Source organism: Mesorhizobium sp. M0292, from assembly GCF_040321695.1.
Taxonomy (GTDB): Bacteria; Pseudomonadota; Alphaproteobacteria; order Rhizobiales; family Rhizobiaceae; genus Mesorhizobium.
Genome location: NZ_JAMYSB010000010.1, coordinates 104,631 through 121,278 on the forward strand (window position 1 = coordinate 104,631; position 16,648 = coordinate 121,278).

A 16,648-nucleotide genomic window follows, 5' to 3' on the forward strand; every position below is an offset into this window, starting at 1 on the left:
GCTCTATAATTCCAAGCGCTTTGTGCAGTGCGGCATCATTTATTGCTGCATGGCGGGCTAATTATGCTGCGCAGCAAAGGTTGGGCGATCCCGCCGGCCGCTCACGCCCTGCTTGCGGCGCTTGGCCGGCATGCCCATTTCCGGTTTGACTTGGGGTGTGGAACGGGCAAGAAAAGTCCCAACAAGCCCCCAAGAACACGACACCTCGAAGTCTGGAGAGAAAAATGTCCGCTTCCAATTCAATCGTCGTTGCCAGCGCCGCACGCACGGCTGTCGGCTCTTTCAACGGCGCCTTCGCCGCCACCCCGGCGCATGAACTTGGCGCCGTCGTCATCAGGGAGCTTTTGGCGCGCGCCGGCGTCGAGCCGGGCGAAGTCGACGAGGTCATTCTCGGCCAGGTGCTGACCGCCGCGCAGGGCCAGAACCCCGCCCGCCAGGCGTCGATCAATGCCGGCCTGCCCAAGGAGACGACCGCCTGGGGCCTCAACCAGGTTTGCGGCTCGGGCCTGCGCGCCATCGCGCTCGGCATGCAGCAGATCGCCGCCGGCGACGCCACGGTGATCATCGCCGGCGGCCAGGAATCGATGTCGCTGTCGCCGCACGCCGAGCACCTGCGCGCCGGCGTCAAGATGGGCGACTACAAGATGATCGACACCATGATCAAGGACGGGTTGTGGGACGCCTTCAACGGCTACCACATGGGCAACACCGCCGAGAACGTCGCCCGCCAGTTCCAGATCACCCGCGACGACCAGGACCAGTTTGCGCTGGCCTCGCAAAACAAGGCCGAGGCCGCGCAGAAGGCCGGCAAGTTCAAGGACGAGATCGTCGCCTTCACGATCAAGGGCAGGAAGGGCGACACTGTCGTCGACCAGGACGAGTACATCCGCCACGGCGCCACCATCGACGCCATGTCCAAGCTGAAGCCGGCTTTCGACAAGGACGGCACCGTGACCGCCGCCAACGCGTCGGGCATCAATGACGGCGCCGCCGGCGCGCTGCTGATGAGCGAGGCTGAAGCCACAAGGCGCGGCATCACCCCGCTGGTGCGCATCGCCTCATGGGCGACGGCCGGCGTCGATCCGGCGATCATGGGCACCGGACCTATTCCCGCCTCGAAGCGGGCGCTCGAGAAGGCCGGCTGGTCGGTCAAGGACCTCGACCTTGTCGAGGCCAATGAAGCCTTCGCCGCGCAGGCCTGCGCCGTCAACAAGGGCATGGGCTGGGATACGTCGATCGTCAACGTCAATGGCGGCGCCATCGCCATCGGCCATCCGATCGGCGCGTCGGGCGCCCGCGTCTTCAACACGCTGGTTTTCGAGATGCGCCGCCGCGGCGCCAAGAAGGGCCTTGCCACGCTGTGCATCGGCGGCGGCATGGGCGTCGCTCTGTGCGTGGAAGCGCTGTGAAAGAGAAGTGAGTAGTGAATAGGGAGTAGTGAATGGGGAAGAAGGAGCAGCGCGGCGGGATATCGATCGCTACTCGCTACTCCCTACTCCCTATTCCCTTCTTCCGACCAAAGGGAGGAAGAACTTTCAATGACCAAAGTAGCGCTCGTCACCGGTGGATCGCGCGGCATCGGCGCCGCCATATCGATCGGCCTGAAGAATGCCGGTTACACCGTTGCAGCCAACTATGCCGGCAATGACGAGGCAGCGGGGAAGTTCAGCGCACAAACCGGCATCAAGGCCTACAAATGGTCGGTCGCCGACTACGACGCCTGTGCCGCCGGAATCAAACAGGTCGAGGCCGATCTCGGCCCGGTCTCGGTGCTGGTCAACAATGCCGGCATTACCCGCGACGCCATGTTCCACAAGCTGACGCGCGAGCAGTGGAAGGAAGTCATCGACACCAATCTGTCTGGGGTCTTCAACATGACGCATCCGCTGTGGGGCGGCATGCGCGACCGCAAATTCGGCCGCGTCATCACCATCTCCTCCATCAACGGCCAGAAAGGCCAGGCCGGCCAGGTCAACTATTCCGCCGCAAAGGCCGGCGACATCGGCTTCTCGAAGGCGCTGGCGCAGGAGGGCGCGCGCGCGGGCATCACCGTCAATGTCATCTGCCCCGGCTACATCGCCACCGAGATGGTCAAGGCGATCGACGAGAAGGTGCTGAATGAACGCATCATTCCGCAGATCCCGGTCGGCCGCCTCGGCGAACCGGAAGAGATCGCGCGTTGCGTCGTCTTCCTCGCTTCCGAAGACGCCGGCTTCATCACCGGTTCGACCATCACAGCCAATGGCGGCCAGTACTTCGTCTGAACGACCGCATTTCGCCCGGTAAGACGGGCCGGCTTATGGCCCGTTTTCATCGCCGGCCGGCGGTGTTCCCCAGGCTGCGCGCGAGACATTGACCCGTTCCGGCACGCAAAGATTAACGATTTTTAGGCGCCCTGTGCAAAACCCGGTTCGCAAGCTGTGAATTCTCGATGGACAAGCTGTGGACAACACAACATGTTGGGGTGAACAAACCAGGAAAATCCCGCGATCGCTGATTCGTCACCGATTCGTTCGGGCTTTGAGCGGAACGTTAACGACCAAGGCCGGAAACCACCGTCAAATGGTTAAGGCCGATTAAGAAAATTCAACAATTTCATAATGTTGGCCGAGGCGTATCGGATCACGACGATGCCCCGCCGGCAAAGGTTAACGCCAATGGTCCCCTTGCAGGAATCGGGCCAGTTTCCGCGATTCAGCATATGGTGAGACTCAGGCTCGCAAAATCCACATGTAGCCGTGAACAAAAGCTGAATCTGCCGGAGTCACTGATTCGTCGCCGATTCGTTCCAGACTCGTTCCAACTGTTAATTGGGAGCGAATCCTGACCTCAAAGACGAACCGTGGGACTGCCGGCCGGAACATTCCGCTTTCGCTTCGCGCCTGAAATCCCTATGTGTCGCCTGTCATACGCGCCACGCGAGGCGCGCTCCCGACAACACGATGCAGAAAGCCTCATCTCCAGGCCGATGAACATCCAGCCGAAACACACCGAGCCGCTGATCCTGTCGGGCCGCGACGTGACTGCCGTGCTGGGTCCGACCAACACCGGCAAGACCCATCTCGCCATCGAGCGCATGGTGGCGCATGAGAGCGGCATTATCGGCCTGCCGCTCCGCCTTCTGGCGCGCGAGGTCTATGCCCGCGTCTGCGAAAAGGTCGGCGCCCACAAGGTGGCGCTCATCACCGGCGAGGAAAAAATCCAGCCGCCCGGCGCGAAATATTCGGTCTGCACCGTCGAAGCCATGCCGCGCGAGACCGACGTTGCCTTCGTCGCCATCGACGAGGTGCAGCTCGCCGGCGACCTCGAGCGCGGCCATATCTTCACCGACCGAATCCTGCACCTGCGCGGGCGCCAGGAAACGCTGCTGCTCGGCGCGGCCACCATGCATGGCATCCTGCAAAAGCTGCTGAGAGGCGTCTCGGTGGTGACGCGCCCTCGCCTGTCGCACCTGGCCTATGCCGGTTCGAAGAAATTGACCCGCCTGCCGCGGCGTACGGCGATCGTCGCTTTCTCCGCCGACGAGGTCTATGCCATCGCTGAGCTGATCCGCCGCCAGCAAGGAGGAGCGGCGGTCGTGCTAGGCGCGCTGTCGCCCCGCACCCGCAATGCCCAGGTGGCAATGTTCCAGGCAGGGGACGTCGACTATCTCGTCGCCACCGACGCCATCGGCATGGGGCTCAACCTTGATCTCGATCATGTCGCCTTCGCCCAGAACCGCAAATTCGACGGCTACCAGTACCGCAACCTGACGGCGGCCGAGCTCGGCCAGATCGCCGGCCGCGCCGGCCGGCATCTGCGCGACGGCACCTTCGGCGTCACCGGCCAGGTCGATCCGCTGGACGAGGAACTGGTCAAGCGCATCGAGGGGCACGAGTTCGATCCGGTGAAGGTGCTGCAATGGCGCACCGCGCATTTCGACTTCGCCAGCCTCGACGCGCTGAAGCGCTCGATCGAGGCCAACGCGCCGGTCGAAGGCCTGACGCGCGCGCTGCCGGCGGTCGATGCGCAGGCGCTCGAACATCTCTCCCGCGACGAGGACATCCGCGCGCTGGCTACCAATGCCAAGCGCGTCGCGCTGCTGTGGGAAGCCTGCGCGTTGCCGGACTACCGCAAGATCGCGCCGGCCCAGCACTCCGACCTGATCGCTTCTATCTACACCGACCTCGCCAAACACGGCCATGTCGACGAGAACTACATGGCCGAGCAGGTGCGCCGCGCCGATACGACCGAGGGGGACATCGACACGCTGTCGCACCGCATTGCGCAGATCCGCACCTGGACATTCGTGTCCAACCGGCCGGGCTGGCTGGCCGATCAGGCACACTGGCGGGAAAAGACGCGCGAAATCGAAGACAGATTGTCGGATGCGCTGCATGAGCGGTTGACGAAACGGTTTGTAGACCGCAGGACTTCCGTCCTCATGCGGCGCCTTAGAGAAAATACAATGCCTGAAGCCGAAATCAGTCCTACCGGAACCGTCCTTGTCGAAGGCCATCATGTCGGCGAGTTGCAAGGGTTCCGTTTCACCGCCGACCAGAGCGCCGGCGGCGAAGACGCCAAGGCCGTGCGCACGGCAGCGCAAAAAGCGCTGGCCGCCGAGTTCGAGGCACGTGCCGAACGCTTCGGCGCCTGCGCCAATGGCGACCTTGCGCTTGGCTCCGACGGCACGCTGCGCTGGATCGGCGCGCCGATCGGCACGCTGGTTGCCGGCGAGGACGCGCTGAAGCCGCGCCTGGTGCTTTTGGCCGACGAGCAGTTGACCGGTCCCGCCCGCGACAAGGTCGCCGCGCGCGCCGAGCGCTTCGTCAATTTCCAGATCGAATCCTTGCTGAAGCCGCTGGTCGACTTGAAGAATGCCGAGCAGATCGCCGGCATCGGCCGTGGCATCGCCTTCCAGCTCGTCGAGCATTTCGGCCTCATCAACCGCCGCGACATCGCCGAGGAAATGAAGTCGCTCGACCAGGAGGGTCGCGCCGCCTTGCGCCGGCTCGGTGTGCGCTTCGGCGCCTACCACGTCTTCGTGCCGGCGCTGATCAAGCCGGCGCCCGCCGGACTGATCACGCTTTTGTGGGCGCTGAAGAACGACGGCAAGGACAAGCCCGGCTTTGGCGACGTCGTGCACGCGCTGGCCTCCGGCCGCACCTCGGTGGTCATCGATCCGGCTTTCGACAAGAGCTTCTACAAGCTCGCCGGCTACCGTAATCTCGGCCGCCGCGCCGTGCGCATCGACATTCTGGAACGGCTGGCCGACCTGATCCGGCCTGCGACCAACTGGAGGCCCGGTCTGGGACAGCGCCCGGACGGCGCCTATGACGGCCAGTCCTTCATGGTGACGCCGCCGATGATGTCCATCCTCGGCGCCACCGCCGACGACATGGAAGAGATCCTGAAAGGTCTCGGCTATCGCGCCGAGCCGAAGCCGCCGGCAGAGGTCAAGGCGCGGCTGGAAGCACAGGACAACGCGGCGCGGGAAGCGGCTGCCGCCAAGCTGGCTGCGGACGCGGCTGCAAAAGCTGAACAGGCCAAGGCGACGGAAGCCGCTGCAAGCGAAGCCGTCGCTGAAGCGCCGGCCGTTGGATCGGAGCCGGATGCGGTTGCCGCCGCTGAGCCTGCGGCTGAGCAGCCCGTCGCCGAAGCCGCAGCGGAGGCTGTTGCTGCGGACGCTCAGCCGGGCGCGCCTCCCGAGGGTTCGGAGCCAACTGCGGCCGTTGAAGCCACCGCCGAAGCTCCAGCCATCGCGGAAGCAACGGCAGAGCCCGTCGCGGAAGAACAGGTCGAAGCTCCCCAAGTCGAAGCCCCCATAGAAATCACGGAAGAAGCTCCGGCTGTTGCAGAAGCTGACGACACCGTCCCCGAAAGCGCCGACGCCACCGTCGCCGAAAACGCCGACGCCCTTACCTCCCCCTCGATGGGGGAGGTCGCGGCGCGAAGCGACGCGGGTGGGGGTGACAGCGCTGACGAAACCGATAGTGCAGACCGCGTAGCCGATGCAGGCGCAACCGCCGACGCCGGCGCTGCCCCCACCCCGGCGCTGCGCGCCGACCCTCCCCACGAGGGGGAGGGTGGAAGCGCTGAGCCTGTCCCCGAGGCCGAAGCGCCAAAGCCCATCTTGCTGTGGCGGCAGGGTCGTTTCGAGCAGCGCCCGCGCCATCGTCAAGGCCGGGACAATCGCCCGCGTAACGGCCAGGCTGGCCGCGCCGATGCGCCGGCCGACGCTGCCGGCGGACAGCCGGCACCGGGCGAACGGCCGGCCTATCAGGGCCGGCGCGACCAGCGCGACGGTGCCGCCAAGCCACGCTTCGACCGTTCGAAGTTCAAGCCCAAGCCGCAGGCCGAGGGCGAACAGCGCCGCGACGGCAAGCCGCAAGGCGAGCGTCCGCGCGAGGGCCGGCCTGACTGGAAAGGCGGCAGGCCGGAAGGCAAAGGCGGACCGCAAGGCGCCAAGCCGGCTTTCCAAGCCAAGCCACGCGAGGAACGCCCTGCGCGCTTCGATCCGGACTCGCCCTTCGCCAAGCTCGCCGCATTGCGCGACCAGCTGAAGAAATAAGCCCCAGGTTCGCTGCGATGGTTGCTGAAGGTCGTCAGCGCATCGACAAGTGGCTGTTCTTTTCGCGCGCGATAAAATCGCGCTCGCTGGCGGCCAAGCTGGTTGTCGCCGGACGCGTCCGCATCAACAGCGACAAAGCAGCGCAGGCCTCCGATCTGGTCAAGCCTGGCGACGTTTTGACCATTACGCACGAGCGCCGCATTTTCATTTGGAAGGTGCTTGGCACCGGCGTGCGGCGCGGTCCGGCCGAGGAAGCGCGCACGCTCTACGAGGACATGTCCCCGCCGCCGGCGCCGAAAGGCGAGGCTGTTGCCGATGCCATTCCGGCGCTGCGCGACGCCGGCAGCGGCCGGCCGACCAAGAAAGAGCGCAGGCAAACCGACCGGCTGTTCGGCGAAGACTGAAGCCTTGGCCGTCTGCGCCATGCCGGCGGTCTGGAATTTCATTCCGGACACGCGGGCCCCGCCTGCAATGGCTGCCCTTGCAAGCGGCAGGCAAAGGCGTTACCTCACCAAAAAAGCCGCCGCATCGGCCCGAAAATCGGAAATCGATTTTTCGGAAGGCACGATGCGCAGATTCAAAGTGTCAGAGCGTACTTTGTGCGTCCAATTGGACGCACGTCGCTCTAGCAAGAACGGGACGTCCCGGAGCCGACCAATGACCTATGTCGTGACCGACAACTGCATCAAATGCAAGTACATGGACTGCATCGAGGTCTGTCCGGTCGACTGCTTCTACGAGGGCGAGAACATGCTTGTCATACATCCCGACGAGTGCATCGACTGCGGCGTCTGCGAACCGGAATGCCCGGCCGATGCAATCAAGCCCGACACCGAGCCGGGCCTCGACAAATGGCTGCAGGTCAACACCGAATACGCCGAGAAATGGCCCAACATCACCGCCAAGAAGGAGCCTCCGGCAGATGCCAAGAGCTTCGACGGCGAAGCCGGCAAGTTCGAGAAATATTTCTCCGCCGAGCCAGGCGAAGGCGACTGAGCACATGACGCTGGAATCGGAATCGATTTCGGAAAGGGTGATGCGCAAAGCAAAAAAGTGCGGCCTATTGGATCGTCATAACGCTGCGTAACGCGCATCATACATTAACTGCCTTGACAGGCGGCGATGGCGCTCGACCTTCGCGTTTGCAGCAAAACCTTGATTCTTCCGACTTTTTGTGCTACACCAGTTGAAACATGCCGGTGACACAACGTCGATTTATGGCGCAAGCGCCCCAAATCACTGAAAGGTGAAATCCCCAATCGGACCAGAGCGATCTGGGCCAGGCAGTCGCTATGTATGCGGTTTGCCGGTCCCGGCTTTTTCCGATGGGTTCATCTGTTGTGCGGCTAACGATCGGTGTCCCCGGTCGCATGCGTTCGGACCGGCAGGCCGCCGGTGCCACAACAAGGAGTTCAGGGCGTAATGGCAACGATCACCCCGCAGAAGAAGTCCACCTCGGCACGCCACGGTTTCAAGACCGGCGAGTACATCGTCTATCCGGCACACGGCGTCGGCCAGATCGTCTCGATCGACGAGCAGGAAGTTGCGGGCCACAAGCTGGAACTGTTCGTCATCGACTTCCAGAAGGACAAGATGCGCCTGAAGGTTCCGGTCGCCAAGGCGACCTCCATCGGCATGCGCAAGCTGTCGGAAGAGGATTATGTCGAGCGCGCGCTGAAGGTCGTGCAGGGCCGCGCCCGCGTCAAGCGCACCATGTGGTCGCGCCGTGCGCAGGAATATGATGCCAAGATCAATTCGGGCGACCTGATCTCGATCTCGGAAGTCGTGCGCGACCTCTACCGTGCCGACAACCAGCCGGAACAGTCCTATTCCGAGCGTCAGCTCTATGAGGCGGCACTCGACCGCATGGCGCGCGAGATCGCGGCAGTCAACCGCATGTCGGAAACCGAAGCCGTGCGCCTGATCGAGGTCAACCTCAACAAGGGCCCGAAGCGCGGCGCCAAGGCCGACAATGAGGAAGCCGAGCAGGAAGAAGCTGCCTGATCGCTTTCACCGTCGAAATCATGAAAAACCCGGCCTTGTGCCGGGTTTTTGTTTTTACCCCCTTGTGGGGTTCCAAGGACGGGCGAGACCCGTGGCTCGCCCAGGCAGGGTCGCTGCGAAGCAGCGAGGATGGGGACGACACCAGACCGCACCCGGACCTTCCGTCCGACCTCCCCACAAGGGGAACGTAGAAGGCTCAGCCGCCGGCTTCCTTCTCCGCCTCCTGCTTCAGCGTCGCAATAAAACGCTTGGTCCGTTCCCGCTCCGGATTGCTGAACACCACGGTGGACGGCCCCTTCTCGACGACGACACCAGCATCGAGGAACACCACCTCCTGCGCGATCTTGGAGGCAAGGCGAAGGTCGTGCGTGGCCATCACCATGGTGGTGCCTTCGCTGGCGAGTTTTCCGAGCACGTCGACCACTTCCTGCGCCAGTTCCGGATCGAGCGCCGAGGTCGGCTCGTCGCAAAGCAGAACCTTGGGCGACGGCGCCAGGGCGCGGGCGATGGCCACACGCTGCTGCTGGCCGCCCGACAGCGTTGCCGGCCAATCGTCCGCCTTGTGCGCCATGCCGACCTTCTCGAGCAGCGCCAGTGCCCGCTCGCGCGCCTTTGCCGTCGGCCATTTGAGCACCGTCACCAGGCCTTCCATGACGTTCTCGATCGCGGTGCGATGCGGGAACAGCTGGAAGTTCTGGAACACCATGCCGGTCTGCAGCCGCAGGCGCTGGATGTCGCGGCTGGGGATCTTGATGCCGGGACGGAATTCCAGCGTCTCGTCGCCGATGCGCACCATGCCCGAGGTCGGGATCTCCAACAGGTTGATGCAGCGCAGCAGAGTGCTCTTGCCACCGCCGGAGGGACCGACAAGCGCGGTGACGCTGCCTTCGGCAATGGTGACCGTCACGCCCTTCAGCACCAGATTGTCGCCGAAGCGCTTTTCGATATCGGTGAGGCCGATCATGAGCGCGCCTCCAGGAAGCCGCCATAGCGGTTGAGCCGCTCCTCCAGCCGCGTCTGCAAGGCCGAAAGCACCGAGCTCATCGCCAGATAAAGGATCGCCGCCTCGACATAGAGGATCAGCGGTTCATAGGTGGTGGCGACGATGCGCTGCGCCGCCTGGAACATCTCCGGCACGGTGATGGCGGCGGCCAGCGACGTATCCTTGACCAGCGAGATGAAGGTGTTGGACAGCGGCGGCACGGCGACGCGGCCGGCTTGCGGCAGGATGGTGCGCCGCATCGCCTGGCTCCAGGTCATGCCGATCGAATAGGCCGCTTCCCACTGGCCCTTCGGCACCGAGCCGATCACGGCGCGGATAATTTCCGAACTGTAGGCGCCTATGTTGAGGGTGAAGCCAATCAGCGCCGCCGGAAAAGCATCCAGCAATATGCCGACCGAAGGCAGGCCGTAAAAGATCAGGAACAGCTGCACCAGAAGCGGCGTGCCGCGAAAGATCCAGACATAGAAGCGGACCACGGCAACCAGAGGCTTGGGGCCGAACAGCCGCACCAGGGCGACAACCAGGCCGACGAACAGGCCGAGTGCGAACGATAGCAATGTCAGCGGTACGGTGAAGATCAACGCCGCCCACAGCAGTGTCGGCAACGAGTCCAGCATCAGGTGTAGCCAGTGCGGCACGAACGGCTCCTCCCTCACAGACCGCCGCGGTGACGGCAGTGCGATTGTGTGCTTCTCATATCATGCGAATAACGGCGAGCCGTCAAAGACGGCCCGCCGCTATTTGTCATTGCCGGCAAACCGCCGGGAGATGGTCTTTACTGCGAGACATCCTGGCCGAAATAGGTATCGGCGATCTTCTTGTAGGTGCCGTCGGCCTTGATGTCGGCCAGCGCCTTGTTGATCGCCGCGACCAGCTCCGGATCACCCTTGCGCACGATGACGCCGGAATAGTCGGCGTTCTCTTCCTGCGCGGCGATCTTCACATTGGCGTCCGGCTTGTGCTTCTTGAAGTCGAGGAAAGACAGGCTGTCATTGATGGTGGCGTCGGCGCGGCCGGTGAGCAGCAGCTGGATCGACTGGTCGAAGCCGTCGGTGCCGACAAGTTCGGCGCCGTTGGTCTCGGCGAGCTTGCCGAAATTCGATGTCAACGACTGTGCCGACTTCTTGCCCTTGAGGTCGGCGAAGGTCTTGATGTCGGTGTTGTCGCCGCGCACGATCAGCACGGCCTTGGAGGCGATGTAAGGATCGGAGAAATCGTACTTGGCCTTGCGCGCGTCGGTGATGCCGACCTCGTTGATCACGGCGTCGTAGCGGTTGGCGTCGAGGCCGGCGATCAGCCCGTCCCATTTGCCTTCGAGGAACTCGACCTTGACGCCGAGCTTGTCGCCGATCGCCTTGGCGATCTCGACGTCGAAGCCGACCAGCGCGCCGGAAGCATCATGATAGGTGAAGGGCGCATAGGTGCCTTCGGTGCCGACCTTGAGTGTGCCGGCCTGCTTGATCTGGTCGAGATTGGCGCCGGCGTGGCCTGATGTAACAGCCAGAACCTGCAGCGTTCCGGCGATGATGAGCGAATTGAGCCATTTCATTTCTATGTGATCCCGTCCTTGGCCGGTGTCCGGCGCTTGTGAGAGCCGGAAACTGACAGATACAGCGCAGCAAAATAAGGAACCAGATTTCAAAAAAACGGCGATCCAGAAATCAGATTCTCAAAGCAGCTCCGATCGGTGCCAATAGTCCCGATCTGCGGTGTCGATGCGCCCTGTCGGACCGCACAAAACAACCGCCCTCGGCGGCGGAACCAATCCCCGGTATGGCACGTTCATGGCTTGTTGTAGGGCGCCGCGTTTCCATTTCAAGAACCCTTGGCTGCGCTAGGCCCGAAGCAATTCCAGGAAAGTGGGAAAGCGGTTTCCTTCGGAATTGCGTCAAACAGAGATAACGGCCGCCAGGCCGTCCGAAAATGTCCGGGAGCAGGAGCGCGGCATGATCGAAGACACGGCAGGACGGACCATGGTCCGCACGGCAATGAAAGCCCCCTACCTCGAGCGCGATGAGGAACATGTTCTCGCCTTGCGCTGGAAGGAGGACCAGGATCAGCAGGCGCTGCATCAGATCACCGTCGCCCATATGCGGCTGGTCATCTCCATGGCTTCGAAGTTCCGACATTACGGCCTGCCGCTCGGAGATCTGGTCCAAGAGGGCCATGTCGGGCTGCTGGAAGCAGCCGCGCGTTTCGAGCCGGAGCGCGAGGTGCGCTTCTCGACCTATGCGACATGGTGGATCCGCGCTTCGATGCAGGACTATATCCTGCGCAACTGGTCGATCGTTCGCGGCGGCACCTCTTCGGCGCAAAAGGCGCTGTTCTTCAACCTGCGGCGCCTGCGCGCCCGTCTTGCCAATGGCGCCGAGCCGATCTCCAACGCCACGCTCTACCGCGAAGTCTCGGTAGCCCTCGGCGTCTCCGAGGCCGATGTCGAGAAGATGGATTCCAGGCTTTCAGCACCTGACTCTTCGCTCAACGCACCGCTCGCCGATGAGGCCGGTACCACCGAGCGGATGGACTTCCTGATTTCGGACGATCCATTGCCTGACGAGGTCGCCGGCGACACCATCGACGTCGAACGGCGCCTGATGTGGCTGAAGACGGCGCTCCGCGCGCTCAATGCCCGCGAACTCAGGATCATCGAGGAGCGTCGGCTGACAGACGAAGGTGCGACGCTTGAGGCGCTCGGCGAGACGCTCGGCATTTCCAAGGAGCGTGTCCGCCAGATCGAGGCCCGCGCCATGGAAAAGCTCAAGCTCGCGCTGGTCAAGCAGAACCCGGAATTCATGGCAGCGTGAGATTGCCAGGAACAGGGGTACCGCCCTGAGTTATCTCAGAAAAAAGCACTACGAAGGCTGGGGTTTCTGACGAAGACCGGCGCTATCTGTCCGTGACGATCTTGACCTTGTCGCCGGCCGAAACCGAGGCGCCCGGCGACATCGCGTTGAGCACGCGGAACAGATCGAGCTTGCGGTCGACGCCGACCATCTGCGCCGAAAGTGTGCCCATCGTCTGCCCGGCCTGTACCGTGACGACGCGGATATGCAGCGGCTTCAGTGCCGCTTTCTCGGCGGGGCTGAGCACGCGGAACGAACCGCTGACCGAGCGTGCCACCGGATCGAGTGTCGTGCTGGCCGAGGGGGCCGCTGTCAAAAGCCGGTAGACCTGACCGCCGGCGCGGATCACCGCAATGTCGAACTGCCAGCCATCGGCGCCGGCGTGCGCGGTCGCCGCCTGGTTGCCGTCGATCGTCTCCTGGCGCACACTGGTCTCGTCGAGACCGGCCACCCAGCCGCTTCTGATGTAGTCGGTCAGCGCACGATCCTTGTCGATCGACACACCGTCGAAGCGGATCGCCATGTCGCCGGGACCGGTCGCCGTCACTGCCGCCGCCGAATTGTCGATGATGAAGCCGTCGGGCACCGTGAACGAAACGCCGAGGCCCGGATGCAGGAAGGTCTGGCCGCGCACATAGCCCTCTTCCGGCGTGTCGCCATAGAGCAGGCCGTCTATCCCGGCCAGGAAGGAATCGCGGTCGCGGGTGCCGATGCCCGGCGCGCCGAACTGGCGGGCGTGGCGCTGCGCCAGATCAATTCGCTGCGGCGTGTTGGGGTGCGTGGCCAGGAAGTCGAGGCTGGCGTCGGTGGCGCCGCTGATCGAGCGGAAATCGGTATAGGCCGACATCGACTGCAGGAAACGCCCGGCGGCATAGGGATCGTAACCCGCCTCGCCGATCGACTTGATGCCGATCGCGTCTGCCTCCAGCTCCTGGTTGCGCGAGAACTGCGCCAGCCTCAGCTTGCCGCGGATCAATGCCTGCTTGGCGGTCGGGCTGTCGCCCAGCACATCGGAGACCACCTTGGTCGCCAGGCCTTCCTCGGCCTCGAGCTGCTGGCGCTGCAAGCCGTGATTGGCGGTGACGTGGCCCATCTCATGCGCGATGACGGCGGCGAGTTCGGCCGAATCATTGGCCAGCGCCAGCAGGCCGCGGGTGACGTAGAGATAGCCGCCCGGCAGCGCGAAAGCGTTGACGTTGGGCGAATTGAGGATGGTGATGCGATAGGTCTGGGTCGGATTGGCCGACACCACGGTCAGGCTGCCGACAACCTTGGCCACCATGCGCTCGAGCTTGGGATCGGAATATTCGCCGCCATAGGTGGCAAGGATGCGCGGATGTTGCGCCTTCGCCAGTTCGGCAAGCTTGCTGTTGGCGGCGACATTGTCGACCGTGATCGGCTTGTCGGAAGGCTGGAAGCCGGATTCCTGCACTTCGGGAGGCGTGAACATCTGGCAGCTGGCCAGCGCCACGGCAAGGCCGGCCAGCGCGAGGAAGCGCACCAGCGGTCTGCGTTTCAAAGTGTCAGTGCCGGTCGGCAGCACGGCGTTCCTTCAGCTCTCGGCGCATGATTTGGACCGGGGTCCGCGCCAGCGAAAAATCGGTTTTCGTTGGCAATCCTGCACACATCAAAAAACCTACAGCGTTTACGCATCCGGCCGGGTGCGGCGCTGTAGGGGCAAATCACGGCTCGTGCCGGACCAGTACTAAGCGGACCTAGCCACATCGACTGGACCATGGCAAGCAAGCGCCACATCACCTGTAGCCGGTTTGGTCGTAAATTATGTCCGCTTCCGGGCAATATCGCGTGATCCGCCCGAACTTGCGCCGATATAGCGCCGAAACGCTTCAGGGCCAGTGCCGTCGAAAAAATCGGCGGCAGGTCCCGTCGCGGCAACCCTGCCATTGTCCAGAAAAACCATCTGCTCGCCGATACGGCGAGCGTCTTCCGGCTGATGCGTGACGAACAGCACCGTCATCGCCCGCTCGGCATGAACGCCGGCCACCAGGTCGAGCATGTCGTCGCGCAGTGCTGGCCCGAGCGAAGCGAACGGCTCGTCGAGCAGCAGCACCGGCCGGTCGCGCACCAGAACGCGGGCGAGCGCCACGCGCTGCCTTTCGCCGCCGGAGAGTTCGCGCGGCAGGCGCTTTTCCTTGCCGGCCAGGCCGACGCGGTCAAGCGCCTCGGCGATTGCGGCGCGATCGGCCTCGGTCAGGTTGAGCGATGGCGAGCGGCCGAGCCCGACATTCTTCTCCACCGAGAGATGAGCAAACAGATTGTTTTCCTGGAACACCATCGACACCGGCCGCACCGAAGGCGGCTCGACGCCGAAATCGGCGCCGCCGATCAGCACACGACCGGACTGCGGCGTCTCGAAACCAGCCACCAGATTGAGCAAGGTCGATTTGCCCGAACCACTTGCCCCCATGATGGCGGTGATCTTCGATGTATCGAATTCGACATCGAACAGGAATGACGTTTCGCCATAGCTGAACGAGACCTTGTCCAGCCGGACAGTCGTGCCTTTCTCCACAGCGGACGTCACGATCTCTCTCCCCGTCCCAGCCAGTCTGCCGCGACCACCAATGCAAGGCAGACCGCCCCGAGCAGCAAAGCCAGCCCGGCAGCATCGGCCGTGCGATAGCTGCCCATGCGCGCCAGCAGGAGATAGGGCAAGGTCTGCACCGAATCGCTGCCGAACAGCGCGATGACGCCGAGATCGCCGAGCGACAGTGCCATGGCGAAGCCAAAGCCGGTGGCCAGCGGCCGCCGGAGCGATGGCCAGTCGACCAGAAGCAGCCGGTTCCAGCCCGCAATGCCGAGCTGCGCGCACAGCTTTTCGTGGCGCTCGCTCGCCGCATCATAGGCCGGGCGCATCGCGCGGATGGCAAAGGGCATCGCCATCACCGCATTGACGGAGACGACCATGACCGGCGCGATGGCAAAGACATCGCTGACCGTGCGCAGCAGGAGAAACCAGCCGGCGCCGATGACGATGGGCGGCACGACGAGGACGAAGCCGGCGCCGGTGTCGGTGGCATGTTCGAGCAATGAACGGGCACTGGACCGGCGGCGCAGCGACAGTGCCCGCCGAGCCATGATCAGCGACAGCGACAGCGCCACCGAAAGTAGCGCCGCCGAGAGGGCGAGACCGGCGCTGGTCAGGGTCGCCTGACGCACGGCACTCTCGCCCGCCAGCCGGCCGAGATCGGCGCCGAGGCCGGACGCGACGGTGGCCGCCATTGGTCCGGCGACGAACAGCAAGGCGAGCACGATCAGGACGGCGTTGAACGCTGTTTCTGCTTTGCCGGCCAAGTGATAGCGGCGCGGCGCGACAGGCAAATTGGCGTCGCCGGTCACATTGGCGCCGAGCCGCGTCAGCGCCAGCATGACGGCAAAAGTCAGCGCGATCTGCAGCACCGTCAGCGTCACCGCTCGCGCCGGATCGAAGTCGAAACGCAGCGCCTGATAGATGGCGACTTCCAGCGTCGTCGCCGCCGGCCCGCCGCCGAGGATCAGCACGATGGTGAAGGAGGTGATGCAAAGCATGAAGACAAGCCCGGCGACGCCCGGCAGCGCGGCGCGCAGCACCGGCCACTCGATCAGCCGGAAGGCTGGCCTCGCCCCCATGCCGAGCTGGCTCGCCAGCCGCCATTGATCGGCCGGCACCGTTCCCAGCGCTTCGAGGAACAGCCGGGTGGCCAGCGGCAGGTTGAAGAAGACGTGGGCGACGAGGATGCCCGACAGCCCATAGATGTCGGGCCAGCTCTGGCCACCGATCGCGGCGAAATAACCGGCGCGGCCATAGAGCGCCAGTATGCCCAGCGCTCCGACAATTGCCGGCAAGGCAAGGGGCACAGTGAACAGCTGCAGGATGAAGCCGCGTCCGAAGAAGCGCGGATGCCGCGACAGCGACCGGGCGACGAAGAGCGCCGGTACGGCGGAAAGCAGAGTCGAGAGCGCAGCCTGCCAGAGCGTGAAGCGGACAACGCGCAGGAGATAGAGGTCAAAGGCGGACGCGGCGCCGGAAAGGTCGTGCGCGCCTTCGCGGATAAGGCCGGCGAAGGCGCCACCGATCAGCAGCGCGATTGCCGCAAGCGCGACAATGCCGGCCGTGATGCGGGGGTCAGAGCGTTGCACTCTTTACCGGGCGTCGCGTTCCTTCGCGCCCCCCTCTGTCCTGCCGGACATCTCCCCCACGAGGGGGGAGATTGGCGGTTTTAGCGCTCCGCTCATTCCTGCAGCTTC

At 64.0% G+C, this 16,648-nt stretch carries 13 protein-coding genes; 7 read left to right on the top strand and 6 right to left on the bottom strand.

Annotated elements, in window-relative coordinates:
* Positions 1–224 precede the first annotated feature (224 nt).
* The 6 genes from NKI96_RS17410 to NKI96_RS17435 all read left to right on the top strand — a co-directional run bounded on the left by NKI96_RS17410 (position 225) and on the right by NKI96_RS17435 (position 8,554).
* A complete protein-coding gene (locus NKI96_RS17410) occupies positions 225–1,409 on the top strand; it encodes an acetyl-CoA C-acetyltransferase (RefSeq protein WP_023673832.1) in 1,185 nt (394 codons plus the stop codon).
* 129 nt (positions 1,410–1,538) lie between these two features.
* Positions 1,539–2,264: an acetoacetyl-CoA reductase gene (gene phbB / locus NKI96_RS17415; protein ID WP_023707257.1), complete on the top strand. Its 726-nt coding sequence runs from the start codon at positions 1,539–1,541 to the stop codon at positions 2,262–2,264.
* A 704-nt stretch (positions 2,265–2,968) separates the two neighbouring features.
* Complete coding sequence (locus NKI96_RS17420) at positions 2,969–6,550, top strand: helicase-related protein (protein WP_352462293.1); 3,582 nt, start codon at positions 2,969–2,971, stop codon at positions 6,548–6,550.
* A gap of 17 nt (positions 6,551–6,567) precedes the next feature.
* Positions 6,568–6,954, top strand: coding sequence for an RNA-binding S4 domain-containing protein (locus tag NKI96_RS17425; protein WP_023673663.1), 387 nt, complete (start codon positions 6,568–6,570; stop codon positions 6,952–6,954).
* Positions 6,955–7,207: 253 nt separating this feature from the next.
* The gene (gene fdxA, locus NKI96_RS17430; protein WP_013529180.1) at positions 7,208–7,546 is read left to right on the top strand and encodes a ferredoxin FdxA; all 339 of its coding nucleotides are present in this window, start codon (positions 7,208–7,210) and stop codon (positions 7,544–7,546) included.
* Positions 7,547–7,972: 426 nt separating this feature from the next.
* Positions 7,973–8,554, top strand: a complete 582-nt coding sequence (locus NKI96_RS17435; protein ID WP_023673664.1) for a CarD family transcriptional regulator — start codon at positions 7,973–7,975, stop codon at positions 8,552–8,554.
* Positions 8,555–8,750: 196 nt separating this feature from the next.
* Here NKI96_RS17435 and NKI96_RS17440 read toward each other — a convergent pair whose 3' ends face one another.
* The 3 genes from NKI96_RS17440 to NKI96_RS17450 form a co-directional block, all read right to left on the bottom strand.
* Positions 8,751–9,518, bottom strand: coding sequence for an amino acid ABC transporter ATP-binding protein (locus NKI96_RS17440; protein ID WP_023673665.1), 768 nt, complete (start codon positions 9,516–9,518; stop codon positions 8,751–8,753).
* A complete protein-coding gene (locus tag NKI96_RS17445) occupies positions 9,515–10,195 on the bottom strand; it encodes an amino acid ABC transporter permease (protein WP_023693608.1) in 681 nt (226 codons plus the stop codon). Before NKI96_RS17445 ends, NKI96_RS17440 begins: the two co-directional genes overlap by 4 nt.
* A gap of 137 nt (positions 10,196–10,332) precedes the next feature.
* A complete protein-coding gene (locus tag NKI96_RS17450) occupies positions 10,333–11,106 on the bottom strand; it encodes an amino acid ABC transporter substrate-binding protein (protein WP_023673667.1) in 774 nt (257 codons plus the stop codon).
* A 397-nt stretch (positions 11,107–11,503) separates the two neighbouring features.
* On the opposite strand from NKI96_RS17450, the gene NKI96_RS17455 reads away from it, so the two are divergent.
* Positions 11,504–12,361, top strand: a complete 858-nt coding sequence (locus NKI96_RS17455; RefSeq protein WP_023693606.1) for an RNA polymerase factor sigma-32 — start codon at positions 11,504–11,506, stop codon at positions 12,359–12,361.
* An 82-nt stretch (positions 12,362–12,443) separates the two neighbouring features.
* Here NKI96_RS17455 and NKI96_RS17460 read toward each other — a convergent pair whose 3' ends face one another.
* The 3 genes from NKI96_RS17460 to thiP all read right to left on the bottom strand — a co-directional run bounded on the left by NKI96_RS17460 (position 12,444) and on the right by thiP (position 16,540).
* Positions 12,444–13,850 carry a M48 family metalloprotease gene (locus NKI96_RS17460; RefSeq protein ID WP_245260137.1) on the bottom strand — a complete coding sequence of 469 codons (1,407 nt, stop codon included), beginning with the start codon at positions 13,848–13,850 and terminating at the stop codon, positions 12,444–12,446.
* 330 nt (positions 13,851–14,180) lie between these two features.
* A complete protein-coding gene (thiQ, locus tag NKI96_RS17465) occupies positions 14,181–14,945 on the bottom strand; it encodes a thiamine ABC transporter ATP-binding protein (RefSeq protein WP_352596656.1) in 765 nt (254 codons plus the stop codon).
* Positions 14,942–16,540 (bottom strand): thiamine/thiamine pyrophosphate ABC transporter permease, encoded by a 1,599-nt coding sequence (thiP, locus tag NKI96_RS17470; RefSeq protein WP_352805367.1) that lies wholly within the window; start codon positions 16,538–16,540, stop codon positions 14,942–14,944. The genes thiQ and thiP overlap by 4 nt, the downstream gene beginning before the upstream one ends.
* Positions 16,541–16,648 lie beyond the last annotated feature (108 nt).

Excerpts from the sequence above, each read along its gene's own strand:
- NKI96_RS17410 (WP_023673832.1), top strand. The coding sequence starts at position 225 with ATGTCCGCTTCCAATTCAATCGTCGTTGCCAGCGCCGCACGCACGGCT.
- phbB (WP_023707257.1), top strand. The coding sequence starts at position 1,539 with ATGACCAAAGTAGCGCTCGTCACCGGTGGATCGCGCGGCATCGGCGCC.
- NKI96_RS17420 (WP_352462293.1), top strand. The coding sequence starts at position 2,969 with ATGAACATCCAGCCGAAACACACCGAGCCGCTGATCCTGTCGGGCCGC.
- NKI96_RS17425 (WP_023673663.1), top strand. The coding sequence starts at position 6,568 with ATGGTTGCTGAAGGTCGTCAGCGCATCGACAAGTGGCTGTTCTTTTCG.
- fdxA (WP_013529180.1), top strand. The coding sequence starts at position 7,208 with ATGACCTATGTCGTGACCGACAACTGCATCAAATGCAAGTACATGGAC.
- NKI96_RS17435 (WP_023673664.1), top strand. The coding sequence starts at position 7,973 with ATGGCAACGATCACCCCGCAGAAGAAGTCCACCTCGGCACGCCACGGT.
- NKI96_RS17440 (WP_023673665.1), bottom strand. The coding sequence starts at position 9,518 with ATGATCGGCCTCACCGATATCGAAAAGCGCTTCGGCGACAATCTGGTG.
- NKI96_RS17450 (WP_023673667.1), bottom strand. The coding sequence starts at position 11,106 with ATGAAATGGCTCAATTCGCTCATCATCGCCGGAACGCTGCAGGTTCTG.
- NKI96_RS17455 (WP_023693606.1), top strand. The coding sequence starts at position 11,504 with ATGATCGAAGACACGGCAGGACGGACCATGGTCCGCACGGCAATGAAA.
- NKI96_RS17460 (WP_245260137.1), bottom strand. The coding sequence starts at position 13,850 with ATGTTCACGCCTCCCGAAGTGCAGGAATCCGGCTTCCAGCCTTCCGAC.